This is a genomic window from Comamonas kerstersii (assembly GCF_002056725.1).
Taxonomy (GTDB): Bacteria; Pseudomonadota; Gammaproteobacteria; order Burkholderiales; family Burkholderiaceae_C; genus Comamonas; species Comamonas kerstersii.
This window is the reverse complement of the sequence record NZ_CP020121.1, coordinates 3,194,761-3,218,650: the sequence shown is the minus strand read 5'-3', so window position 1 is coordinate 3,218,650 and position 23,890 is coordinate 3,194,761. Positions and strand designations below refer to the sequence as shown.

Here is a 23,890-nt window from a genome sequence, read left to right as displayed (position 1 = left end):
GCTCACACAAGCCTTGGAGCCATCTTTAAGAAGCCTGGGCGTAAGACTTGTGTAAACCACTCTAAGTGCTGGCCAGAGGTATCCAGAAGGAAAACCGGCAGCCAACCACTTCGGAACCATTGTAGATGTTCTCAGCAGCCATGCGACCCTGATGTGACTCGACAATGGATCGGCACAGGTTCAGACCAATGCCCATGCCTTCGTTTTTAGTGGAAAAAAAGGCTTCGAACAAGCGTTCCTGCACTTCGGGCGGCAGGCCTTTGCCTGAATCCTGCACGGAGAACTCCACGCCCTTGAGCCCTGTGGACTCCTTGGGCTCTACGCGCAGCTCCACATGACGCTGTGAGGGTGGGCGCTGGGCCTGCTCAATGGCTTCGCCAGCGTTCTTGATCAGGTTGATCATGACCTGCTCAATCAAGATGGTGTCCGCCATGACCGGCGGAATGGCCGGAGCCACCCAGTGCGTCAGGCGCACATTGCGCCGGCGCATTTCAATATTGGCCAGCTCCAGTGCTTCTTCCACCATGGTTTCCACGTGCGCCAGGGTGCGGTTGGGCTCGCTGCGCTTCACAAAGGAGCGAATGCGCTGAATGATCTGGCCCGCGCGCTGGGCCTGGTGGGCGGTCTTTTCCAGCGCAAAACGCATTTGCGATTCGGACAGCGATCCACTATCGAGGCGCGTCAACATGCCGCTGCAGTAGTTGCTGATGGCGGTCAGTGGCTGGTTCAGCTCATGCGCAACGCTGGAGGCCATCTCGCCCATGGTGATCAGGCGGCTGGCGGTTTGCGCCTGCTCGGCCTGGCGGGCTGCCTGCTCTTCGGCATGGCGGCGGGCGGTGATGTCGGTGGCAATCACCATCTGCGCCAGGCGGCCGTCCACCCAGCTCAGGTAGCGGGAGCGCACTTCCAGCCACTTGCCCAGTTCCGCTACATAGATTTCGGCGTTATTGCTGCCAGCGCTGGTCAAGCTGTCGGTGGGCAGGCCCATGAGCCCGTCTTCATCGTCTACCGACTCATTGCGCTTGCTGGGCAGGCCGCCTTGCTGCACCAGCTGCAGGTGTCCTTCGGTCTGTGAGCCAAACCACTGGCGGTAGAGCTTGTTGGCAAACAGCAGTTCTGCACTACCCAGTGGTGCTACGGAAACTGAAGCATCCAGCGCTTCCAGCACAATGGTAAAACGCGCATGAGAGGCAGAAAGCTGATCGCGGATGCGCTTGGATTCCGTAATGTCCGTCATGGACGACATCCAGCCTGTCTGGTTGCCATGGGCATCGACGAGCGGCGAGATATACAGGCGCGCATCAAAGATAGAACCGTTTTTGCGCTGCACCCGCACCTGAAAGCCGCCGGGCGAGCTCTTGCCGCTGAGCTCTTCGTTGAGCTTGCTCTGCAGAATTTCGTAGTCAGCCGCAGGCCAGTAGGAGTAGGGCGGCGTCTGGCCTACCAGCTCCTGCTCATCCCAGCCCGTCATCTGGCAGAACGCAGCGTTCACATAGGTGATACGGCCCTGCATGTCCAGCGCACGCATGCCGGTGAGCAGCGAGTTTTCCATAGCGCGGCGGAAATTGGTTTCCGCCACCAGCGCTTCCTGTGTGCGCAGGCGCTTGCGGGTATGGCGCCAGGTGGCTACCAGCAGCCAGGCAGTGAGCATGCTCAGCGTCGCCACCAGCCAGAACATGCCATTGCCAATCATGCTCATGGAGGTGCGGTATGCCTGCACCTTGAGATTGAGTGCCTCCCCCACGGGCGCAATCGGCATGCTGTATTCCGTGGACTTGGGGGTGTTGATGTCGTACCACTTCCTGTCGGCCTTGGACAGCGTCAGTGGCGTGCCAGCAATCACCGTGCCCTGACCATCGGTCAGCGTCATGGCGTAATGCGCCAGCAGCTCGCTGGGGGTGGCATAGCGCATCAGGCTGTCGGGCGAAAACTCCGCCATGACGGTGCCGCCAAAGCTGCTGATGCCCAGCACGGGAGTCTGAAACTGCAGCATTGGCGGGTAGTCACCAGGCTTGGCCAGTGGCTGGGTGTACACAGGCAGGTGTGTGGTCTTGACCTGCTCAAAGCTGTGCGCTGCTGCGTCGTCCTGCAGTTTTTCCGAAGGCATGCGCAGGCGTTCGCTGGACACGGAAGGCGTGGCGTAGCTGGTAATGACGCGGCCATCGCGGTCCACCCAGGTCAGGCTCTGCAGCTCTGGGTACTGGGTGGTCAGCACTTCTGCGCGGTTGGTGAACTCGGAAGTGCCAATGTCTCCGGCAGCCAGGTCACGGGCCAGCAGCATGACCTGTTCCTGGCGTTCCAGCAGACGCAGGCGCATGCGCTGCTGGGCGTATTCCACATCGCGCTGCAGGGCCTGGTTGTCGCGGTCGATTTCCTCCGAGCGCAAATACCAGAAAGCGGCCACGATTGCAGCCATGAAAAGGGCAACGGAAACCAGCGGTGCCAGTGCGGCCAGACGGTCCTGTCGGGTGGGGGAGAGGCTGCGCCACCAGGAACGCCACCACTGCGTGGGATCGGCGCTGGAAAAGCTGCTGGCTGTCTTTGTCTTTGTCTCTGTGTTCTTTTTTCTGAATAAAACCATGTACGCAGTGTAGGGGAATCCTAGTGATTTCACTGAGTTTGCATGTGGTTTTGCGGTGTTTCAGAGTATGTGCGCTTGCAGCAATTTTTCGCAATAAGAAATGATGGTGCATCATTTGAAATCTGTGGAAAATGTGCGAAACTGCAAGTTGAAATGGTCAACGTATTGCGCGTCTTTGTCTCTCTAACAAGTCGTGGTCCACTGAGTAAGCTCAGAGCATTGCGGTCTTAGGGAAGCAAAGTAGATGGCACGCATTACATCCCTGACCGCGTACCTGCAGCCTCTTGAACAGGAGACAGACAATGACAGCTCAGACCGACCCTCAGGCCGGCGCTAACGTAAAGCCCAGCCTTGACCCCCAGGAAACCCGCGAGTGGATGGACGCGCTGTCCGCCGTCATCGACCGCGAAGGTGCGCAGTACGCGCACCAGCTGATCGAAGAAGTGCTGGAGCATGCCCGCCAGAACAGCGTGGACATGCCTTTCTCTGCACAGACCGGTTATGTGAACACCATCGAGCCTTCGCAGGAAGCCAAGTGCCCCGGCAACCTGGAAATCGAAGGCCGCCTGCGCGCCTACATGCGCTGGAACGCCATGGCCATGGTGGTGAAGGCCAACCGCCACAACCCACCCGAAGGTGGTGATCTGGGCGGCCACATTGGCTCCTTTGCCTCGCTGGCCAACATGTTTGGCGCAGGCTTTAACCACTTCTGGCACGCCGAGAGCGAAAACCACGGCGGTGACTGCATCTACTTCCAGGGCCACGTATCGCCCGGCGTGTACGCACGCGCCTATCTGGAAGGCCGCCTGAGCGAAGAGCAGCTGCTGAACTTTCGCCAGGAAGTGGATGGCAAGGGCCTGTCCAGCTACCCCCACCCCAAGCTGATGCCTAACTTCTGGCAGTTCCCCACGGTGTCCATGGGCCTGGGCCCGCTGATGGCCATCTACCAGGCGCGCTTCCTGAAGTACCTGCACGCACGTGGCATTGCCAACACCGAAAACCGCAAGGTCTGGGTGTTCTGCGGCGACGGTGAAATGGACGAGCCCGAATCCCTGGGCGCGATCGGCCTGGCCGCACGTGAGAACCTGGACAACCTGATCTTCGTGATCAACTGCAACCTGCAGCGTCTGGACGGCCCCGTGCGCGGCAATGGCAAGATCATTCAGGAGCTGGAAGGCGAATTCCGCGGCTCTGGCTGGAACGTCATCAAGCTGTTGTGGGGCAAGGGCTGGGACGAGCTGCTGGCCAAGGACAAGGACGGCGTGCTCAAGAAGATCATGATGGAGTGCAACGACGGCGACTATCAGGCCTTCAAGGCCAACGATGGTGCCTACGTGCGCAAGCACTTCTTCGGCCGCGACCCCCGCGCGCTGAAGATGGTCGAGCACATGAGCGACGACGAAATCTGGAATCTGCGCCGTGGTGGTCACGATGCGCAGAAGGTCTACGCCGCTTTCCACGCTGCCAACAACCACAAGGGTCAGCCCACTGTGCTGCTGGTCAAGACCGTCAAGGGCTTTGGCATGGGCAAGGTCGGTGAAGGCAAGAACACCGTGCACCAGACCAAGAAGCTCAGCGATGAAGACGTCAAGGCCTTCCGCGACCGCTTCAACATCCCAATTCCTGACAGCCAGATCGCCGATCTGCCTTTCTACAAGCCAGCGGACGACACCCCTGAGATGAAGTACCTGCACGAGCGCCGCAAGGCCCTCGGCGGCTACCTGCCTCACCGCCGCGAAAAGGCCGACGAAGCCTTTACCGCGCCTTCGCTGGATACCTTCAAGGCCATTCTGGAGCCCACACCCGAAGGCCGCGAAATCTCCACTACGCAAGCCTACGTGCGTTTCCTCACGCAGCTGCTGCGTGACAAGAACATTGGCCCCCGCGTGGTGCCCATCCTGGTGGACGAAGCCCGTACCTTTGGTATGGAAGGCCTGTTCCGCCAGATCGGTATCTACAACCCCCACGGCCAGAAGTACACCCCTGTCGACAAAGACCAGGTCATGTACTACCGCGAAGACAAGGCCGGCCAGATTCTGCAGGAAGGCATTAACGAAGCCGGTGGTATGGCATCGTGGATTGCGGCTGCGACGAGCTACAGCACGTCCAACCGCATCATGATTCCTTTCTACGTCTACTACTCCATGTTTGGTTTCCAGCGCATTGGCGACCTGGCATGGGCAGCTGGCGACATGCAGGCGCGCGGCTTCCTGCTGGGCGGCACATCGGGCCGTACCACACTGAACGGCGAAGGCCTGCAGCACGAAGACGGTCACAGCCACATCCTGGCCAACACCATTCCTAACTGCGTGAGCTACGACCCCACCTTCGCACACGAAGTGGCAGTCATCATGCAGGACGGCCTGCGCCGCATGGTGCAGAACCAGGAAAACGTCTTCTACTACATCACGCTGCTCAACGAAAACTACGCCATGCCCGGCCTGCAGCCGGGCACGGAGCAGCAGATCATCAAGGGCATGTACCAGTGCAAGCCTGGTCAGAAGGTGCCCCAGTCCGGCCTGCGCGTGCAGCTGCTGGGCTCCGGCACCATCCTGCGCGAGTCCCTGTTTGCACAGGAGCTGCTGGAAAAAGACTGGCAGATCGCTGCGGACGTGTGGAGCTGCCCATCGTTCAACGAACTGACCCGCGACGGTCAGAACTGCGAACGCCACAACATGCTGCATCCGCTGGAAACCGCCAAGGTGCCCTTCGTGACGCAGCAGCTGCAAGGCACACAAGGCCCCGTCATTGCGTCTACCGACTACATGAAGGCCTACGCCGAGCAAATCCGCCCTTACATCCCCAAGGGCCGCAACTACAAGGTGCTGGGCACAGACGGTTTTGGCCGCTCGGACTTCCGCCGCAAGCTGCGCGAGCACTTCGAGGTGGATCGCCACTTCATCGTGGTCGCTGCACTGAAGGCGCTGGCCGAAGAAGGCAAGCTGCCTGTGACCAAGGTGGCCGAAGCGATTGTCAAGTACGGCATCAAGGCCGACAAGATCAACCCCCTGTACGCCTGATAGAGCACCGGAGACATAGATATGGCATTGACAGAAATCAAGGTCCCGGACATCGGCGACTTCGACAGCGTCGGCGTGATTGAAGTGCTGGTCAACGTGGGCGACACCATCAAGGTTGAGCAATCCCTGATCACCGTGGAGTCCGACAAGGCCTCCATGGAGATTCCTTCCAGCCACGCAGGCGTGCTCAAGGAACTGCGCGTCAAGCTCGGCGACAAGGTCGCTGAAGGCGCAGTGATTGCCGTGATTGAAACGGCAGACGCAGCCCCTGCACCAGCACCCGCTGCAGCCCCTGCTGCAGAAGCTGTAGCTGCCAGCGCAGCTCCTGCGCCAGTTTCAGAGCAAAAAGCAGCTGAAGTGCCCGCTACACCAGCGCAAGCTGCTCCTGTAGCTGCAGCAAGCTCTATGAATATCACCATTCCTGACATTGGTGACTTCAAGGACGTGGCCGTCATTGAAGTGCTGGTCAAGGTGGGCGATACCGTAGAGGCAGAGCAGTCGCTGTTCACCGTGGAGTCTGACAAGGCTTCCATGGAAATCCCATCGCCCGCCGCTGGCACCATCACCGCCTTGAGCCTCAAGCTCGGTGACAAGGTCAACGTGGGTGACGTGGTGGGCGCCATGACAGTGCAGGGCGCTGCAGCACCTGCTCCTGTGGCTGCTACTCCCTCGCCCGCTTCAGCGGGAGAGGGCAGGGGTGAGGGTGCGACGGCCTCTGTGCCAGCACCTGCACCTGCAGTTGCCAACAGCCAGCCCTCACCCCAACCCTCTCCCGCAAGCGGGCGAGGGGGCGAGCCAGCCCACAACCCCACCGTGGCCCCATCGGGCACGCTGCCCCATGCATCGCCTTCCGTGCGCAAGTTTGCGCGTGAGCTGGGCGTGCCGCTGGAAGAGGTCAAGGGCTCCGGCCAAAAGGGTCGCATCACGCAGGAAGACGTGATGGCCTTCACCAAGTCCGTCATGGCGGGCGCGGTGCAGACACTGGCCCAGCAGGCTGCTGCCCCCAAGGCCGCACCTGCTGCCGGTGGTGGCGCAGGTCTGGACCTGCTGCCCTGGCCCAAGGTGGACTTTGCCAAGTTCGGCCCTGTGGAGCGCAAGGATCTGTCGCGCATCAAGAAGATCTCGGGCGCCAACCTGCACCGCAACTGGGTGATGATTCCCCACGTCACCAACAACGATGTGGCCGACATCACCGAGCTGGAAGCCTTCCGCGTGCAGACCAACGCCGAGCAGGCCAAGGCCAAGAGCGATGTCAAGGTCACCATGCTGGCCTTCGTCATCAAGGCCGTGGTCGCTGCGCTGAAGAAATTCCCAGAGTTCAACGCCTCGCTCGATGGCGATACGCTGGTCTACAAGCAGTACTACAACATCGGCTTTGCGGCAGATACGCCCAACGGGCTGGTGGTGCCTGTGCTCAAGGACGCTGACAAGAAGGGCATCCTGCAGATCAGCAAGGAGATGGGTGAGCTGGCCAAGAAGGCCCGTGACGGCAAGCTGGGCGCTGCAGACATGCAGGGCGGCTGCTTCTCCATCAGCTCGCTGGGCGGCATTGGCGGCACCAACTTCACGCCTATCGTGAATGCGCCTGAAGTGGCCATTCTGGGCCTGTCGCGCTCGTCCATGCAGCCTGTGTGGAACGAAGAGAAGGAAAAGTTTGTGCCGCGCCTGATGCTGCCTTTGAGCCTGTCGTACGACCACCGCGTCATCGACGGCGCAGCCGCTGCACGCTTTAACGCCTTCCTGGGCCAAGTGCTGGCGGACTACCGCCGCATCTTGCTGTAACGAAAGGGCTGCTACCTATGGCAATCATCGATATCAAAGTGCCAGACATTGGCGACTTCGCCGAAGTCGGCGTGATCGAACTGCTGGTGCAGCCCGGTGACACCGTCACCGTGGACCAGTCGCTCATCACCGTGGAGTCGGACAAGGCTTCCATGGAAATTCCTTCCAGCCACGCTGGTGTTGTGAAGGAATTGAAAGTGAAGCTGGGCGACAAGGTCGCTGAAGGCTCCGTCATCCTGACGCTGGAAGCCGCTGGCGAGGCTGCAGCTGCTGCACCTGCTGCACCTGCTGCTGCTCCTGAAGTGCAAGCAGCTAGTGCACAGCCTGCAAGCGTTTCCGCGCCAAATGCATCGCAAAGCCAGTCTGCGCCAGCGCCAGCAGCTCCTGCACCTGTAGCAAGCAGCTACGCAGGTCATGTGGACCTGGAAGCAGACGTCGTCGTCATCGGCGGCGGCCCTGGCGGCTACTCTGCCGCCTTCCGTGCTGCGGACTTGGGCCTGAAGGTTGTGCTGGTTGAGCGTTACAAGACGCTGGGCGGCGTGTGCCTGAACGTGGGCTGCATCCCATCGAAGGCACTGCTGCACGTGGCGGCGGTGATGGATGAGGTCAAGCACCTGGAAGTGGCCGGCGTCAAGTTCGGCGCGCCTGAGGTGTCGATTGACCAGCTGCGTGCGCACAAGGAAAAAGTCATTGGCAAGCTGACCGGCGGCCTGGGCCAGATGGCCAAGATGCGCAAAGTCACCATCGTGCGTGGCGTGGCGGCCTTCGTTGGCTCGCACCACATTGAAGTGCAGGAAACCACCGGCGAAGGCAAAGAACTGGCTGGCAGCAAGAAGGTGGTGCAGTTCAAGAACGCCATCATTGCCGCTGGCTCTGAGGCCGTACACCTGCCATTCCTGCCCAAGGACGAGCGCATTGTGGACTCCACCGGCGCGCTGGCGCTCAAGGAAGTGCCCAAGCGCATGCTGATTCTGGGCGGCGGCATCATCGGCCTGGAAATGGGCACGGTCTACTCGACCCTCGGCGCACGCCTGGACGTGGTGGAAATGATGGACGGCCTGATGCAAGGCGCTGACCGTGATTTGGTCAAGGTCTGGCAGAAGATGAATGCCCACCGCTTTGACAACATCATGGTCAACACCAAGACCGTGGCGGCCGAAGCAACGCCCGAAGGCATCAAGGTGAGCTTTGAGCCTGCCAAGAACGGCGTCACCGTGCCTGAGCCCCAGACTTACGATCTGGTCTTGCAAGCTGTGGGCCGCACGCCCAATGGCAAGAAGATTGGCGCAGAAGCCGCAGGCGTGAGCGTGACGGATCGCGGCTTTATCAACGTCGATATCCAGATGCGCACCAACGTGCCGCACATCTTTGCCATTGGCGACATCGTGGGCCAGCCCATGCTGGCGCACAAGGCGGTGCATGAGGCACACGTGGCCGCAGAAGTTATCGCCGGTGAATTGCAGGGCAACAAGGAACTGGCATCTGCCGCGTTCAACGCCCGCGTGATTCCTAGCGTGGCTTACACCGACCCCGAAGTGGCATGGGTGGGCCTGACCGAAGACCAGGCCAAGGCACAAGGCATCAAGGTCAAAAAGGGCCTGTTCCCCTGGGCCGCCTCCGGCCGCGCCATTGCCAATGGCCGCGACGAAGGCTTTACCAAGCTGCTGTTTGATGAAGAAACCCACCGCATCCTGGGCGGCGGCATCGTCGGCACGCACGCAGGCGACATGATTGGCGAGATTGCGCTGGCCATTGAAATGGGCGCAGACAGCGTGGATATCGGCAAGACCATCCACCCCCACCCCACGCTGGGCGAAAGCATTGGCATGGCGGCAGAAGTGGCGCATGGCAGCTGCACGGATGTGCCACCGGCACGGCGTTAAGCGCACTTTCTGAGAAAGTGCTGCAAAGCAACAAAGGCAACCTTCGGGTTGCCTTTTTTTATTGCTTATTTTATAGCTGCTAACGCATGCTGGATAAGCCTTAGAGGTTGATTGGGCTGATATTTTTTATCTGTGCTTTGCCGCTTGTGCTTGACTCCCTCTCCCGCTTGCGGGAGAGGGCAGGGGTGAGGGGGTATTCAATTCCTTCCCCCGTTGGGGGAAGGCAGGGATGGGGGCCCGTGTGTGCGTGGTTAAAGCGGCGTGCTTGGTTTGAGCGAGGGAGTCGGGTCTCGGCCCAACAGCCGAGTTACTTTGTTGTAGCGACAACAAAGTAACCTTCACGCTTGCGTGGGGCGGAACTCATATTGCGAAGCAATGTGAGTGGAGACCAAAAAGCGCCTCTGCCGAGGGCTGTCCGGCTGAACTCCCGTCGCTCCTTCGTCGCTCTGGTCAAACAGGCAGCCGGAAATCAGATTTTTTATGTCCAAGCACGCCAGTCTTTCAGCTGGCGTGCGGGGTAGCACTTGCGCCTGGCCTTGAAGAGGCTAGGGCGTGTCATCAATTGAGCCATATGGCGATTGCTGCCAGATGGATGCCTCCCAAGAACGCATCTGCAGTTTTGTCGTAGCGTGTTGCAATACAGCGGTACTGCTTCAAGCGTGCAAAGAAGTTCTCGATCAGGTGACGTGCTTTGTATAAGTGTTTGTCGTACGGGCGTTTTTCTTTGCAGTACCTGCGACTGGGAATAACCACTTGTTTGCCTTGTCGCAAGTGAGGTAAAAGTTAGTTGGGTTGCCCAAGGCATCCACAGTGGCATGAATCTTGGTGCTTAACCCGCCTTTACTTCGTCCGATTGCATTGCTATGGAGCCCCCTTTTGCGCCAGCGCTATGCTGGTGGGCCCGGACGATGGTGGAATCAATCATTGCGTATTCGTTGTCTGCCTGAGCGCTCAAGACAGCAAAGACTTTCTGCCAGACACCCGTACGACTCCAACGCATGTGCCGCAGATGCACGACGCGAAAGTCGCCAAACCGTTCGGGCAAATCACGCCATGAGATGCCTGCGCGGTATCGAAAGAGCACGGCATCTACAAAGAGGCGGTTGTTCTTGGCGGGAGCGCCCACATGGCCAGCCCTTCCGGGCAGAAGGTCCTTAATTTGCTCCCATTGGTTGTCGGTCAAAGCATATCTACGAGTCACGCTACGTATAACGTAGCGTGACAGCTATTAGATGACACGCCCTAGGAAAAGCTGGTCGATTCAGGTTCCCTAACTTGGTGATCTCAACGCCTCCGTGGCAGAGGTTCCCTAAAGCTTTGTACAGCCCCTCACGTGTCAGGCCGGTGTCTTTGGCCAGTTGCATCATGCCGCGTGCGCGGGCAATGTCGCCAAGGGCTTTGGCAAATACGGCAGCATCGTCGGGTGTCTGCTCCAGGCAGGCTTGCAGGTAGGCGGCGCAGTCTTCGTCAGACTGCAGATACTCCGCAGCATCAAAGGCTTTGATGCCCAGTTTCTCAGCGGCTGTGCGGTTCATAGCTGTTACTCCTCCAATAGTTGCACCATGGCTTGGGCCTTGGCAATGTCGCGCTGCTGGGTAGATTTGTCGCTCCCCTGAGGCGATGAGCACCATGTTTTTATCACCCAGTGGCCGGGTACTGGTGGTCCGTACACCCACAGAAGAAAAGCCCCAACTGTTACCGTTCCATAGCTGCTGGTTAGCTGGGCAAGCGTGGCGACTTGGCAGGTTGTGGTGGGGGGCTTGGTCGCTGTTCTCTATGGCGGGGAAAGGGCATGCATGGCCCGCACTTGCCAGATACCGGCTTCGCCCTGATAGGCAGTTCTCGGCTGAGCGTCATGTAATACTGCACGCCTTGTGCATAGCGCCCACCCGTGACATGAGCTTTCGCTTGGACCCATCGATTCACCGTTCTACCCTTCACGGCATCCTGCAGGCCGGGGCAGGCCCCTTCATCACCTTTCGCAGTTATCAGCTGGCAGCAGGGCGGCGCATTATCTGGAAGGCGCGCGAGCATCGCAAAGGCTTGTTGCGTGCGGCGCGTGCCATGGAGCATCTGCCTGTGCCGTTGTGGAAGTCGCGCGGCTACAACCGGCTGATGGGGGGCACTTTTGCGGTGGGGTCAGCGCTGTTTATTCTGGGCAGCGTGCTGTCCATGCTGCCGCAGGCGAGCGCTGCCTTGCTGGCCTGGGCCAACGTGATCTTTTTCATGGGCTCGATACCCTTCACGCTGGCTGCCTATATGCAGCACTTTCAGGCAGCCAATACAAGCAGTTTTACGCCAGACCCAGAGGGGCAGGCGCGCCACACCCGCATTCAGCTGCTGGGGTGGCAGCCCAGAGATGCTGGCTGGCTGAGTACGCTGACGCAGTTTCTGGGGACGCTGGCCTTTAACGTGAGCACGCTCAGCGCGGTGAAGCTGGGCAGCCTCTGGTATCTGCAGGATCTGCTGGTCTGGGCGCCGGATATGCTGGGGTCGGTGCTGTTTCTGGTGTCTGCCTATCTGGCCTTTGTAGAGGCCAATCACAGCTTCTGGCGCTGGCGGCTGAAGGATCTGGACTGGCAGATCGTGTTTGTGAATCTGGTGGGCTGTATCGCCTTCATGATCGCGGCATGCACGGCCTTTGTGCCACAGCAGGGGCAGTCGAGTGCAGTGGCGCTGTTTTCCAATGCGCAGCTGATGCTGGGGGCCGTGTGCTTTTTGATTGGTGCCTTGCTGGCGGTGCGTGAAGCCAAGGCGGCGGATCGCGTCTAGATTTCAACAAGTTTCATTTTTCATAGCTTCCAGCGCTTGCTGCATAAGCGCTGGAAGCATTTTTAATGCTTATTCTGTGTGCGTTCATTGCGCGGGTTGCGCGGCCAGTTCCTGCTCCAGCTGGCGCTGTTCGTTGAGCAGGCGGTCGACCTCTGCATTGAGTACCGCGGTTTCTGCATGGCACTGGGTGGCAATGGCCTGCATTTCGGTGCTCAGTGACTGTTCCCAGGTGGCACCGGCCAGGTTGTTGCTGGCGCTGGATTTTTTGCGGCCTACGGCATCCATGCGCTCCTTGCAGCGGCTGGCAGTGCTGCGTGCGCGAGCTTGTGCGTTGGGAATGTCGTGGGCGTTCAGATCACGCAGGCGGCGTTCCTTGGCATGGCGTTCTGACTGCGCGCGCAGTTGCTGTGCGGTGCCTGCTGTAGTGGCAGTGGCAGTGGCAGAGCCTGTGGCTCCCAGTGTGCTGGGCCGTACTTCAATCTGCTTGCCGCGCATGCCGGTAGCTTCGCAGGGACGTTCCTGAAACGTGGTGCGGCCTGTTGCCGGGTCCTGGCATTGGTAGATGGCCCAGGCGGGTGTGGGTGCGTGCAGCCGTGCTACCGCTGGCTGCTTGCGTGCCGCTATATTGCGCACACTACCAGCATCAGACAGGGGGCAGACTTGTATTTCACCGTGGGCGAAGTTGCCCAACGCACGCAGCTGACGGTGCGCACCTTGCACCATTACGACACGATTGGGCTGGTAAGACCCAGCGGGCGCAGCCCTGCTGGCTATCGGCTCTACCACGTACAGGACATTGAGCGCCTGCATGCGGTGCAGTCCCTCAAGCAGCTGGGGCTGAGTCTGGAAGCCATTGCCGAAGTGCTGCAAGGGCAGGGCGTACAGCCACTGGTACTGATTGAACAGCAGATGGCACAGGTCCAGCAGGCCCTGGAGCAGGCACAGCTGCTCAAGGACAAGCTGCTGCTGGTGCGTGACCAGCTGCGCAGCAGTCAGGCTGCAGCAGACAGCGCACAGGCCTTGCTGCAAGGCATGCAGCTGCTGTCCAGCTACCAGCAGTTTTTGCCCGTGGGCCAGGTCCGCCGCTTGCTGAGCAGCTGGCGCAGAGCCAGGGGGCAATGGCAGCCGCTGGCTTTGGCCTTGCAGCAGTGCCAGCAACAAGGCCTGCCTGCCGATGCTCCCGAGGTGCAACAACTGGCGCAGCAGTGGATGCATGTGGCCATGGCCGTGTTTGGTGGGCAGCTCAGCACCATTCGCCAATGGGCGGATATGCACAAACACGCCCCGCAGACGGCGGCGCACATGGGGCTGGATACGGCCTTGCTGGCTTATCTGGAGCAGGCTATTGGCATGCGTATGGCGGCATTGCTGCGGCATATGAGTGCGCAGGAGCTGGAAAAGCTCGATGGCAGCCTGGGGCCCCAATGGGTGCAGCTGGCTGCTGATGCGCAAGCGCTGGTAGCTGCAGGCGTGGCTGCTGATACGCCGCAGGCCCAGGCACTGGCGAGCCGCTATGCCGAATTGCTCCACCGCACGGTGCGCCATGATGCAGCGCTGGCCGAGAAGATGCGGCGTGCCTACCACCAAGAGCCGATCCTGAGCCACGGGCATTACCTGTCACCTGCATTGCGCAACTTTTTAGAAAAAGCGCTTGACCCTGACGTTACGTGAGCCCTGACAGTCGTGCTTTCTAAGACTCGCTCACACCACCCTTGATACGTCGTTGCGAAGCCTTGTCGTACGCCTTGTACTGCCTGCGGCTTCGCGCCTCGTCTCAAACGCAAACCTGCGGTTTGCCGGGCGGTGTGCGCGACTCTCCATGGAAAACCACCAAGAAAGCACATTCATGACGACCCACTTCAATCCCGCTTCCTGCCCAAGCCCTTCTGCATTGCGTGTGGCCGCTTCGCGGGCGCTGCACCAGCTGCTGGACACACAGCGTGTATTCGATGACCCCTTTGCCATAGGCATTCTGGGTGCTGCCACTGCCGCCCAGCTCATGCTGGACCCCGATGCCCATAACGATGTGACGGCGCGTTCCATGCGCGCAGGCATGGTGGCGCGCTCGCGCTTTGCGGAAGATCGTGTGCTGCGCGCCATTGCCGCAGGCGTGCAGCAGTATGTGATCGTGGGCGCAGGGCTGGACACCTGGGCGCTGCGCCATGCCCAGACGCTGCCGAGCGTGCAGGTGTTTGAGCTGGACCAGCCTGCCATGCAGCAGTGGAAGCAGCAGATGCTCCTGGCCAATGGCTGGCGCCTGCACCCGCGCCTGCACTGGGTACCTGTGGATTTGCGGGAGCAGGCCGCACTGCAAGACCCGCAGCGGCTGGGCTGGAGCCGCAGTAGCCCGAGCGTGATCAGCATGCTGGGCGTGCTGGTGTATCTGCACCAGCACGAGGTAGCGCACAGCTTGCAGCGCCTGCGTGCATTGCCCGCAGGTTCTGTGCTGGTGCTGGACTACCGGCTCGAAGACCAGTGCCTGCCACCTCTGGAGCGCAGCATGATGCAGTTCACCGGCCAGATGATGGCGGCAGGCGGCGAGCCCTGGCTGTCTGCGCACACCCCGGATGGCATGCGCCAGTTGCTGGCAGAGGCGGGTTTTACCGTGGAAGAAGATCTTGGGCCGCAAGAGCTGAATACGTGCTACTTCGCACGCCGCCGTGACGGGCTGCAGATTGCAGGTGGGGGTTTTCGTTATCTGAGTGCCATCAAGCACTGATGACTGCCCCCGTATGCGCTGTGGTGGCATGCGGGGGCTTTGCTGGCTTATGCCTATGCCTTGGGCTGAACCGCAGGGCGGGTGCGGTAGAACTGCATGGGGAACTCTTTCATTTCCTTGGCATGCTGGTTCAAGACCGACTGCTTCATCTTGCCGACCACGTGCATCTCGCAGGGCTTGCAGTCAAAGCGCAGGGTCAGCTTTTCTTTGCCGTTGATCAGCTGCAGTGGTTCGGCCTTGATGGTGCCCTTCACACCAATCACGCCCTTGGCCTGCTTGGGACAGAGGCTCATGGAAAAGCGCACGCAGTGCTTGGTAATCATCAGGCTGACTTCGCCCAGCTCTTCCTTGCTCTCATACGCTGCGTCGATGACCTTCACGCCGTGCTTCATGTAGAAGTCATGGGCCTTGTGGTTGTAGACGTTGGCCAGATACGTCAGCGTCTCTTCCGGGAAGGGTACGGGCGGCTCTACCGGCTTGGCACGTGGCAGGCGCACAAAGCCGTCTGCACGGGCCTGCTCCAGCGCAGCCACGGCATCGCGGCGCAGCTGGTTCAGGGCGGAGGCGGGCACAAACCAGGGCTGGCTGATGGACAGGCTGATGTCGTTGACTGCAAAAATCGTTGCGCCAAAGCGGCCCAGCTGTTCGCGCAGCGTGGCTTCGGCTTTGGAAGTATCCGTTGCAGCCTGGTGTTCCTGCGCAATGGCTGCACTGCCTACAAAACCGTCTTCATCGGTCAGCGTTAGCGCAAAGCCGTCGGCGGTTTCCTTGAACTCGGCCCACAGGCCAATGCGGCGGTCGCTCGACTTCTTGTCGAGCATGCGCACCCAGTTCATGTCACGGTTGCGGTTGATTTCCAGGCCTTTGCGTAAGTCCTTGAACTCGGCAATCTCGTTCTTGGGGAAGACACGCCAGATGCCTTTCTTGGCATTCACGCACTCGGCGCGGTTGATGTGCACACCTACCAGTTCCTTTTGCAGGTCGTAGTAGCACAGACCGTCGCCGTTGTTGAAGATGGCGGTCTTGTCGTTGCTTTCAAATTCAAACCACTTGTCACCCACCTGTGTGACCCAGCCCACGGCGCGGCCTGGGGTTTTGGGCGTGTCAAACGCACCAATGTCCTGTTTGCGGCCGTTGACAAAGTAGTCTGTGAATTCGCGGTTGAAGTTCTGGTCAGGGTCGGGATTGAAGGTGAAGGTGGTCGTGCCCGAGGACGAGCGTGCCAGCGGGTAGTCCGAAACTTCGCGTTCTTCAATGATTTCGTCGAGCAGCTTGCGGTAGTGGGCCGTGATGTTCTTCACGTAGGCCATGTCCTTGTAGCGGCCTTCAATCTTGAAGCTGCGCACACCGGCGTCGATCAGCGCACGCAGGTTGTCGGACTGGTTGTTGTCCTTCATCGACAGCACATGTTTTTCGTGCGCAATGATGCGGCCGTTGGCGTCCAGCACCTCGTAGGGCAGGCGGCAGGCCTGGTTGCAGTCACCACGGTTGGCACTGCGGCCCGTGTGGGCGTGGCTGATAAAGCACTGGCCCGAATACGCCACGCACAGCGCGCCGTGGATGAAGTATTCAATGGTGGTGTTTGGATTGAGCACATCGTGCACGGCCTTGATCTGCTTCAAGTCCAGCTCGCGTGCCAGCACGATCTGGCTCAGGCCCACGTCCTGCAGGAACTTGGCTTTCTCGGGCGTGCGAATGTCGTTCTGGGTGGATGCGTGCAGCTGGATGGGGGGCAAATCCAGCTCCAGCAGGCCCATGTCCTGGATGATCAGCGCGTCCGCGCCGATGTTGTACATGTCCCAGGCCATCTTGCGCGCGCCTTCGAGTTCATCGTCGCGCAAGATGGTGTTGAGCGTGATGAAGATGCGGCTGCCAAAGCGGTGGGCGTGCTTGACCAGACGCTCCAGATCACGCGTCTCATTGCCTGCCGTGGCGCGTGCGCCAAAGCCGGGGCCGCCGATGTACACAGCGTCCGCACCGTGGTTGACCGCTTCAATACCAATGTCGGCGTTACGTGCGGGGGAGAGAAGTTCGAGTTGATGAGGCAATAGAGACATAGGGGGCGAATTATCCGTGCGCCACACGCCTGTGTGGGGAATGGGGGGTATTGTGAAACGATGCTGTGAGCAGTAGCGGTCAGCAGCCAAACAGCAGCTGGCGATCTTGTCCTATAGCCGTTGCACAGCTTTATGGGCAGGGTTGAGTTTCCCGCTTTAAGGTGCTTTCCTATTTCTTCCATGGCTCTTGAATTCAGTTCTTACTACACCCTGATCTGTGCGGCAGTGGTGCTCATCATTGGCAGCTTTCTGGTGCGCAAAGTGCCGCTGCTCAACAACTTCAATATTCCGGAGCCTGTGGCGGGTGGTCTGGTGGCTGCCCTGGTCTGTTTAGGGGTGTATCAGTTCACGGGCTATCGCGTCAGTTTTGATGCGGAGTTGCAAAACGCCTTCATGCTGGTGTTCTTCTCTTCCATCGGACTCAGCGCCAATTTCTCCAAGCTCAAGGCGGGCGGGCGGGCCTTGCTGGTGTTTCTGCTGGTGATTGTGGTGTTCATCGGTGTGCAGAACACGGTAGGCATCACCATGGCCAAGCTGCTGGGGCTGGATCCACTGATCGGTCTGGTGGCTGGCTCCATCACCTTGCTGGGTGGGCATGGTACGGCGGGTGCGTGGGGCGCGGTGCTGGAGCATGAGCATGGCGTCAAAGGTGCGATCACCCTGGGTATTGCCTGCGCCACTTTTGGTCTGGTGATTGGTGGCCTGGTCGGCGGCCCACTGGCCAAGTGGCTGATCCGTCGCAATGGCCTGCGTGGTCCGGTGGCAGATGGCAATAGCGACAGTGAGGAATCGGCCATGCCCAATTTCTCGTCGCCCCACAAGAACCGCCTGATTACGGCAGAAGCTGCGGTGGAAACCCTGGCCCTGTTTGCGGGCTGCCTGGCTTTTGCGCAGTTCATGACCGAGCTGACGGCAGGCTCCAGCTTCAAGCTGCCCACCTTTGTCTGGGCGCTGGGCGGCGGGGTGCTGATTCGCAATGCGCTGGACTATGTGTTTCGCTTTGAGGTGTTCGACCGTGCCATTGACGTGTTTGGCAATGCCTCGCTGTCGATCTATCTGGCCATTGCGCTGCTGTCGCTCAAGCTGTGGGAGCTGGCTGATCTGGCTGGGCCGCTGGTGATCATTCTGGCGGTGCAGACCCTGGTGCTGTTGCTGTACGTGGGTTTTGTGACCTTCCGAGTGATGGGCAAAGACTATGACGCGGCCGTGCTCTGCGCCGGCAACTGCGGCTTTGGCATGGGTGCTACGCCCACGGCGGTGGCCAACATGCAGGCCATTACCAACCAGTACGGCTCTTCATACAAGGCCTTTCTGATTGTGCCCATGGTGGGGGCTTTCTTTATCGACATTCTGAATGCGGTGTTCATTCAGCTCTTTCTCAAGTTCTTGAGCTGATGGAAACAAGAGGGCCATGACGGGCAGAGATAATTCCGGCCCATGACGATTGCCTTTTCTGACCACGAACACTGGATGCGCCACGCGCTGCAACTGGCGCAGCAAGCTGCGGCTGCGGGCGAAGTGCCCGTGGGGGCCGTGGTGGTCAAAGATGGGCAGATGGTAGGCGAGGGGCGCAATGCCCCTCTCTCGTGCAATGACCCGACGGCCCATGCCGAAGTGCAGGCACTGCGCGCTGCGGCGCAAAAGCTGGGCAACTACCGGCTCGATGGCTGCACCCTGTATGTGACGCTGGAGCCTTGCACCATGTGCAGCGGCGCCATGCTGCATGCGCGCGTCGATACCGTGGTCTATGGTGCGGCCGAGCCTAAGACGGGCGCTGCAGGCTCGGTGCTCAATGTGTTTGGCTACCCCGCCCTCAACCACCAGACCCAGGTGGTGCGTGGTGTGCTGGCCGAAGAATGTGCGGCAGTGATGGCGGCATTCTTCCAGCAGCGCCGCGCCCAGCAGCGTGCGGTGGCGCTGGCCAATCACCCGCTCAAGGACACAGCGCTGCGCCACCCGGACAGCGCCTTTGCCGACCTGCCTGACTGGCCTTATGCGCCGCAGTGGCGCAGTGACCTGCCTGCACTGGGCGGTTTGCGCATGGCCGTGGTGGACGAAGGCCCCAGGAATGCCAGCATGACCTGGCTGTGCCTGCATGGCGCGGCCAGCTGGGGGTATGGCTTCCGGCATCTGGTGGTGCAGTGGCTGGTGGCAGGCCATCGTGTGGTCGTGCCCGATCTGCCCGGCTTTGGCCGCAGCGACCAGCCCAAGCGTGACAAGGCGCATACGGCAGACGGGCATGTGCAGCTGCTGCAAGAACTCGTGCAGGCCATGGACTTGCATCAAGTGGTGCTAGTAGGCGAGGGCGATGGCGCACGGCTGGGACTGGCGGTGGCGCAGGCCATGCCCGAGCGTTTTACTGGCGGCTGGCTGATCGATAGCTGGCCCGATGCGGATGTGCCCAAGCCGTTGGCGCAGTGGCTGCAAGCCGCCGCCAACAAGCCGCAGTGGGATGTAGTGCAGAGTATGGTTCAAGCAGGTTTTTGGCCTCTAGGGCAGATGCAGCAAGCGCCACTAGCTATACCTTTTGCACAGGCCGGGCACCGCGCAGCGCTCAAGGCCTGGCCGCGGGTGCAGGCGCAGCTGCCTGCGGTGCCGCATGAGTTGCTGAGAGGCTGGATGGAGCAGGGCAAGTGCTGGATCACCCGCAGCGCCACCAACACCCTGATGCCACAGGCCGCGTGGGAAGCCGCCTGGCGTGACACTGTGTCTGCATTGCGGCAATACCCACAGGCGCTGCAACAGACCCCCTTGTTCCCTATGGTTCCCGCGCAGGCAGCCATCAGCGCGGCGCAGGCTATGGAATACTTTGGGGCAACAGCCAGGGCGGTTGCGTCCTAGCCAGCCAACATTGATAGATCTATATGGAGCATGCAGCCCAGCCGCTGCATGACACGCTGTGGCGACTTCCAAGAAAAAAACCTCTCCCGCACCTGAGCATGCACACGCGCATGACGAACACGGCTGCGGCGCACACGACTGCTGCCAGCATGATCACGAGCATGGACATACGCATGCCCACGGCGAGCACTGCGACCACCACCACGATCATGCGCACGATGGTGGCTGCTGCGGCCATGACCACAGCCACGGCCCCAGGCACATCTATGTGTATTCCCCTTCGGGGGCCGTGCGTGACAAGGCCGCGTTCAAGCGCGCCATCAAGCGCCTGCAAGCCATGGGGCATGAAGTGGAAGTCGATACCGACGCCTTGAGCAGCTACCAGCGCTTTGCCGGTGACGATGCCACACGTCTTGCTGCCATTGAACGTGCTGCCGCCAGCGGTGCTGATGTGGCCCTGATTTCGCGCGGCGGCTATGGCCTCACGCGCATCCTGCCCGGCATCAACTACCAGGCCGTGGCCAAGGCCGTGGAGCAGGGCACGCACTTTGTGGGACTGAGCGATTTCACGGCCTTTCAGAACGCCTTGCTCGCGCAGACTGGTGCGGTGAGCTGGGCGGGCCCGGCGCTGATTGCCGATTTTGGACAGAAGGACGAAGTGGACGACATCATGCTCGACTGCTTTGAAGACCTGCTCTACGGCCACGGCGAAGGTGCGGGTTGGCGCATGCCCAAGCAGCCCGAAGGTGCGGTGCCTGATGATTTCTACGTGGAAGGTGGCGCCACGCTGTGGGGCAGCAATCTGGCCGTGCTGGTGTCGCTGCTGGGCACGCCGTACTTCCCGCAGGTGGAGGGCGGCATTCTGTTCCTCGAAGACGTGGGCGAGCACCCCTACAAAATCGAGCGCATGCTCACCCAGCTGCTGCATGCCGGTGTGCTGTCCAAGCAAAAAGCCATCGTGTTCGGCCAGTTTACCGAGTTCAAACTCACCAGCCACGACAAGGGCTACAAGCTGCAAAGCGTGATTGACTGGCTGCGCACGCAGGTGAAGATTCCCGTGCTGCAGGGCCTGCCTTATGGCCATGTGGCCACCAAGGTGCTGTTGCCTGTGGGTGCGCCCGTGTCGCTGTCGGTGGAAGGGCGCGACGCGCTGATCTACTGGGGTCATACCCATTAATTAAAAACAAGAGCTGCTAGCGCTTGCTGGACGGGCGCTGGTGGCCAATTTGGCTTGTAACTTTTCAAGAGACATTCCATGGGCAAAGCCGCCTTGCAATGGACGGATGACATGCTGGCCCAGCTGGGCAAGGAAAAAGACGCCGTGCTGGCCGAGCGCTGGGGCACCACGGCCAAGACCGTGAACCTCAAGCGCAATGCGCTGGGTATTCCCGCGTTTGGTCATGTGCAGTGGACGGGTGAGATGCTCGCGCTACTTGGCACGGACAGCGATGCCGCACTGTCCAAACGCTGGGGCATGAGCAAGGCCAGCGTGCTCGCCAAGCGCAAGGAGCTGGACATTGCCAGCGCTACCGAGCAGCAGGGCGGGGCATTTGACTGGACCCCTGAAGCCGTGGCACTGCTGGGCACGGCGTCCGATGCCAAGGTGGCTGAGCAGCTGGGCCTGAGCCGCCTGACGGTCTATAACGCGCGCATGGCGCGAGGCATTCCTGCCGCCGGGCGCAGCAAGGCTGCCGCGCCCGACAGCGGGCAGCTTACTTCCCGAACTGATACGTAAGGGCCAGGCCGTATCGCAGCTTGTGCGCAGGGTTTTGCGGGCTGCGCTCCCCCTGTGGCTTGGAGACGGAGAGGTCCAGGCTGTAGTAGCGCTGATCGCCAAAGCGCACGCCCAGGCTGGTGGATCGCAAAGTCTGGTCGCGATAGGCCGACTCATGGAACCAGGTGCGCGCCTCCTCAAACAGCAGGTAGGGCTCCAGCGTCTTGATCCAGCGGTTGCTGGGGTAGCTGAACATGCGGTTCATTTCCCGCTCCAATTTATGATCTACAGACATCCACTGAAGTCTGTAAGTCGTTGAAAACAGGGTCGAAAGGCCCTTTTTTCATTCCAGCAACGTCCACTGAAATCCACCTGTATCCGCGACTTTTTAGTCCATAATTTAGTCCATAAATACGGGTGAGCGTGGTTCCGCATTGTTGCTGGGTGCGAGCGGTGATCGAGTCCAGGATGGGCCCTAACTCTGCAAGTTAGGAGCTACACCATGGCACTTTCCGACATGGCCGTTCGCAAGGCCAAATCAACTGGCAAAGCCTACACACTAGGCGATATCGACGGTCTTTCTCTCGCTGTCACTGCCCAAGGCGGTCGCACTTGGCACTTCCGCTATTGCTGGGCGGGCAAACAAAAACGCATGTCTCTGGGCACCTCCACGATCTGGCCGATACCCTTGGACATGCTGATAGCCACCCGATCACCCGGCTGGACACCTTGCGCTGCCAGTGCGCCCGCGCAACAACGGGCCTGGTGAGCCAACTCGGCATAGCTCAGGCGGCGCTCGCCATGAATCAGCGCCACAGCATCCGGTTGACTTTGCTCCTGTCGCCAGAAACCTGAGTGCAGCAACCCTTCGGGGGCTGGCACGTCACCATAGGCATTGATTTGCGCACGCACATCTCGCTGTGCCTGTGGCATCGGATCGGGCAAGGCCTCGTGCCAAGCCTGCGGATGCGCCAGCAGGTGCCGCACCAGGCCCACGTAGGCCTGGAACATCGCTTCGAGCAGGCCGCTCGGGAACAGGGCCTCGTTGCTGTCCCATTGCAGGAACACCGAGCCGGCATGCTCGTAGGCCAGATGGTCGATCCAGACCTGTGGTGTTTGCGAAATCCCCCAGCCGGGAACGCCCAAGGTACGCTCCACGTCCTGGCCGAACAGCGTGCGGCCCAGGTTGCTGGTGAACACCACCGGGGCGCCGTGGGGATAGGCACCCGGCGTTTTGCGCAACTCACGCAGTAGCTCCACGCCAGACCAATGCCGGTGTTCGTAGGCATCGGTGAAAGTCTGCTGGTTGGTTTGTGCCAACGCATCGAAGTTCGCGCCTTCTCCCGCAATATCGAGCAACAGGATATTGGTGAAGTCGGCAATCATGCCGCCCACGGCGGGATGCAGCGGCTGGCGGTCGAACAGCGTCAGGTTCAGCAGCAGCCGTGGCTGGCTGCACCAACGTGCCAGCACCGCGCCGAAGCCGGTCGCCAGCGCCATCGTCGGTGTGACGCCGCATTCGCCCGCCAGGCCCTGGAACCGCGCCCAGTCCTCGGCGGTGATTTCTACTCGCTGGCGCGAGATGCGAACCTGCTTGATCTGCTCCGGCTCGCAGGCCAGCGGCAACTGCGGTGCGTGCGGCAAATTGCCCGCGCGCTCCAGCCAGAACGCCTTGGCCTGCTGGCGGGCCGCCTCGTTCTCCTGCGCCGCCTGGGCCAGATAGCTGCGAAAATCGTAGTCGCTCGGGATCGTCGGCAGGCGTTCGCCGCGAACCAGCGCCGCCAGTTCATCGAACACCAGGCTGAAACTCGCGGCATCCAACACCAGCAGGTCGATGTCCGCGTGCAGACGGTGATGCCCGTCGGGCAGCAAACTGAGCTGGAAATCGAAGTTCTCGCCTTGCCCGACGTCTAGAATCCGGTGGCCATGACGGGCGCGCATGGCCAGCAAGTGGGCCTCGCACTGGGCGGGCGATGCGCTGCGCTGCGCAGGTCGTGCAGCGTCAGGCCGCGCCATCGGGTGCCGGGGCGGCGCTGCTGGCGGCCATCGTCCAGAAACGTCACCGTCAGCATGGGATGCCTTTCGACCAGCACGCCAATGGCTTGCTCCAGGGCATCGGCATCCAGACCCTGGCCGTCGAACTCCTGGTACAGATGGCAGCCGACACCGCCCAGCGTCTGGTGTGGCGCACGACCCACCAGGTAGGCGTGCTGCACGGGCGTCAGTTCAAAGGGGTGCCCATCGGCCATGGTCGGCCAGGCGACAGCGGCGGGGGAGGCGGCGCCGCTCGGCTGCGGGGATGCCGCCTGGGCAGCCGGCGCCGTGGCCGGGCAGTCCTGCAGCAGTTGGCTCCACCCGCGCACCGTGGGCTGCTGGTAGAGATCGCGCAATTTGACCTTGTGGCCGCGCTTGCGCAGGCGATGCATCCAGGCCATCAGGCGCATCGAATCCATGCCCAGCTTCAGGAGGCTGGCATCGGCATCCAGTTGCCCGGTGGGCATCCCGAGGTCGGCGGCGATCT

At 60.8% G+C, this 23,890-nt stretch carries 17 protein-coding genes and 2 pseudogenes; 11 read left to right on the top strand and 8 right to left on the bottom strand.

The genetic code is table 11. The features are described from left to right. Positions 1-61: 61 nt before the first annotated feature. Complete coding sequence (locus B5M06_RS15145; protein ID WP_054065784.1) at positions 62-2,581, bottom strand: PAS domain S-box protein; 2,520 nt, start codon at positions 2,579-2,581, stop codon at positions 62-64. A gap of 302 nt (positions 2,582-2,883) precedes the next feature. Between B5M06_RS15145 and aceE the strand changes: the two genes are divergently transcribed. From aceE to lpdA, 3 genes are read left to right on the top strand one after another with little or no spacing between them, the layout of a single operon-like run. Then, positions 2,884-5,601 carry a pyruvate dehydrogenase (acetyl-transferring), homodimeric type gene (gene aceE, locus B5M06_RS15140; RefSeq protein ID WP_054065785.1) on the top strand — a complete coding sequence of 906 codons (2,718 nt, stop codon included), beginning with the start codon at positions 2,884-2,886 and terminating at the stop codon, positions 5,599-5,601. Between the two features lie 21 nt (positions 5,602-5,622). Then, entirely contained in the window at positions 5,623-7,383 is a 1,761-nt protein-coding gene (aceF, locus tag B5M06_RS15135) for a dihydrolipoyllysine-residue acetyltransferase (protein ID WP_054065786.1), read from the top strand. A 17-nt stretch (positions 7,384-7,400) separates the two neighbouring features. Continuing rightward, on the top strand, positions 7,401-9,266 hold the full coding sequence (gene lpdA / locus B5M06_RS15130) for a dihydrolipoyl dehydrogenase (protein WP_054065787.1): 1,866 nt from the start codon (positions 7,401-7,403) through the stop codon (positions 9,264-9,266). 558 nt (positions 9,267-9,824) lie between these two features. On the opposite strand, the pseudogene B5M06_RS15125 reads toward lpdA, so the two are convergent. Both B5M06_RS15125 and B5M06_RS15120 read right to left on the bottom strand, forming a co-directional pair. Next, positions 9,825-10,467 (bottom strand): annotated as a pseudogene (locus B5M06_RS15125) (IS5 family transposase). Between the two features lies 1 nt (position 10,468). Then, positions 10,469-10,801: an addiction module antidote protein gene (locus B5M06_RS15120; protein WP_077344733.1), complete on the bottom strand. Its 333-nt coding sequence runs from the start codon at positions 10,799-10,801 to the stop codon at positions 10,469-10,471. A 361-nt stretch (positions 10,802-11,162) separates the two neighbouring features. On the opposite strand from B5M06_RS15120, the gene B5M06_RS15115 reads away from it, so the two are divergent. Next, entirely contained in the window at positions 11,163-12,038 is an 876-nt protein-coding gene (locus B5M06_RS15115; protein WP_054065789.1) for a YrhK family protein, read from the top strand. 84 nt (positions 12,039-12,122) lie between these two features. Here B5M06_RS15115 and B5M06_RS17160 read toward each other — a convergent pair whose 3' ends face one another. Continuing rightward, complete coding sequence (locus tag B5M06_RS17160) at positions 12,123-12,671, bottom strand: DUF4124 domain-containing protein (RefSeq protein ID WP_054065790.1); 549 nt, start codon at positions 12,669-12,671, stop codon at positions 12,123-12,125. A 39-nt stretch (positions 12,672-12,710) separates the two neighbouring features. On the opposite strand from B5M06_RS17160, the gene B5M06_RS15105 reads away from it, so the two are divergent. Together B5M06_RS15105 and B5M06_RS15100 are read left to right on the top strand one after the other, a co-directional pair. Continuing rightward, entirely contained in the window at positions 12,711-13,709 is a 999-nt protein-coding gene (locus B5M06_RS15105) for a MerR family transcriptional regulator (protein ID WP_130932660.1), read from the top strand. 175 nt (positions 13,710-13,884) lie between these two features. Further along, positions 13,885-14,757: a class I SAM-dependent methyltransferase gene (locus B5M06_RS15100; RefSeq protein ID WP_162777385.1), complete on the top strand. Its 873-nt coding sequence runs from the start codon at positions 13,885-13,887 to the stop codon at positions 14,755-14,757. 53 nt (positions 14,758-14,810) lie between these two features. On the opposite strand, the gene B5M06_RS15095 is transcribed toward B5M06_RS15100, so the two are convergent. Next, the gene (locus B5M06_RS15095) at positions 14,811-16,814 is read right to left on the bottom strand and encodes a peptidase U32 family protein (RefSeq protein WP_054065793.1); all 2,004 of its coding nucleotides are present in this window, start codon (positions 16,812-16,814) and stop codon (positions 14,811-14,813) included. Positions 16,815-16,994: 180 nt separating this feature from the next. Between B5M06_RS15095 and gltS the strand changes: the two genes are divergently transcribed. From gltS to B5M06_RS15075, 4 genes are all read left to right on the top strand, one after another. Beyond that, positions 16,995-18,209, top strand: coding sequence for a sodium/glutamate symporter (gltS, locus tag B5M06_RS15090; protein ID WP_054065794.1), 1,215 nt, complete (start codon positions 16,995-16,997; stop codon positions 18,207-18,209). 42 nt (positions 18,210-18,251) lie between these two features. Next, positions 18,252-19,655, top strand: a complete 1,404-nt coding sequence (gene tadA / locus B5M06_RS15085) for a tRNA adenosine(34) deaminase TadA (RefSeq protein ID WP_080025300.1) — start codon at positions 18,252-18,254, stop codon at positions 19,653-19,655. 262 nt (positions 19,656-19,917) lie between these two features. Next, the gene (locus B5M06_RS15080; RefSeq protein WP_054065803.1) at positions 19,918-20,832 is read left to right on the top strand and encodes an LD-carboxypeptidase; all 915 of its coding nucleotides are present in this window, start codon (positions 19,918-19,920) and stop codon (positions 20,830-20,832) included. 78 nt (positions 20,833-20,910) lie between these two features. Further along, positions 20,911-21,390 (top strand): hypothetical protein, encoded by a 480-nt coding sequence (locus B5M06_RS15075; RefSeq protein ID WP_054065795.1) that lies wholly within the window; start codon positions 20,911-20,913, stop codon positions 21,388-21,390. On the opposite strand, the gene B5M06_RS15070 is transcribed toward B5M06_RS15075, so the two are convergent. Next, positions 21,368-21,634, bottom strand: a complete 267-nt coding sequence (locus tag B5M06_RS15070; RefSeq protein WP_054065796.1) for a hypothetical protein — start codon at positions 21,632-21,634, stop codon at positions 21,368-21,370. The two genes, B5M06_RS15075 and B5M06_RS15070, sit on opposite strands and share 23 nt — an antisense overlap. A 237-nt stretch (positions 21,635-21,871) precedes the next feature. Between B5M06_RS15070 and B5M06_RS17575 the strand changes: the two are divergent. Further along, a pseudogene (locus tag B5M06_RS17575) lies at positions 21,872-22,036 on the top strand (Arm DNA-binding domain-containing protein); the annotation flags it as partial. Here the strand turns inward: B5M06_RS17575 and B5M06_RS15060 are convergent. Then, positions 21,994-23,310, bottom strand: a complete 1,317-nt coding sequence (locus B5M06_RS15060; protein WP_240183946.1) for a condensation domain-containing protein — start codon at positions 23,308-23,310, stop codon at positions 21,994-21,996. The pseudogene B5M06_RS17575 and the gene B5M06_RS15060 overlap by 43 nt on opposite strands. Continuing rightward, positions 23,280-23,870: a phosphopantetheine-binding protein gene (locus B5M06_RS17570; protein ID WP_054065798.1), complete on the bottom strand. Its 591-nt coding sequence runs from the start codon at positions 23,868-23,870 to the stop codon at positions 23,280-23,282. The genes B5M06_RS15060 and B5M06_RS17570 overlap by 31 nt, the downstream gene beginning before the upstream one ends. Positions 23,871-23,890 lie beyond the last annotated feature (20 nt).

Excerpts from the sequence above, each read along its gene's own strand:
- gltS (WP_054065794.1), top strand. The coding sequence starts at position 16,995 with ATGGCTCTTGAATTCAGTTCTTACTACACCCTGATCTGTGCGGCAGTG.
- B5M06_RS15095 (WP_054065793.1), bottom strand. The coding sequence starts at position 16,814 with ATGTCTCTATTGCCTCATCAACTCGAACTTCTCTCCCCCGCACGTAAC.
- B5M06_RS15075 (WP_054065795.1), top strand. The coding sequence starts at position 20,911 with ATGGGCAAAGCCGCCTTGCAATGGACGGATGACATGCTGGCCCAGCTG.
- aceF (WP_054065786.1), top strand. The coding sequence starts at position 5,623 with ATGGCATTGACAGAAATCAAGGTCCCGGACATCGGCGACTTCGACAGC.
- aceE (WP_054065785.1), top strand. The coding sequence starts at position 2,884 with ATGACAGCTCAGACCGACCCTCAGGCCGGCGCTAACGTAAAGCCCAGC.
- B5M06_RS17570 (WP_054065798.1), bottom strand. The coding sequence starts at position 23,870 with ATGCCCACCGGGCAACTGGATGCCGATGCCAGCCTCCTGAAGCTGGGC.
- B5M06_RS15120 (WP_077344733.1), bottom strand. The coding sequence starts at position 10,801 with ATGAACCGCACAGCCGCTGAGAAACTGGGCATCAAAGCCTTTGATGCT.
- lpdA (WP_054065787.1), top strand. The coding sequence starts at position 7,401 with ATGGCAATCATCGATATCAAAGTGCCAGACATTGGCGACTTCGCCGAA.
- tadA (WP_080025300.1), top strand. The coding sequence starts at position 18,252 with ATGACGATTGCCTTTTCTGACCACGAACACTGGATGCGCCACGCGCTG.
- B5M06_RS15070 (WP_054065796.1), bottom strand. The coding sequence starts at position 21,634 with ATGAACCGCATGTTCAGCTACCCCAGCAACCGCTGGATCAAGACGCTG.
- B5M06_RS15115 (WP_054065789.1), top strand. The coding sequence starts at position 11,163 with ATGAGCTTTCGCTTGGACCCATCGATTCACCGTTCTACCCTTCACGGC.
- B5M06_RS15060 (WP_240183946.1), bottom strand. The coding sequence starts at position 23,310 with ATGCGCGCCCGTCATGGCCACCGGATTCTAGACGTCGGGCAAGGCGAG.
- B5M06_RS15100 (WP_162777385.1), top strand. The coding sequence starts at position 13,885 with ATGACGACCCACTTCAATCCCGCTTCCTGCCCAAGCCCTTCTGCATTG.
- B5M06_RS15145 (WP_054065784.1), bottom strand. The coding sequence starts at position 2,581 with ATGGTTTTATTCAGAAAAAAGAACACAGAGACAAAGACAAAGACAGCC.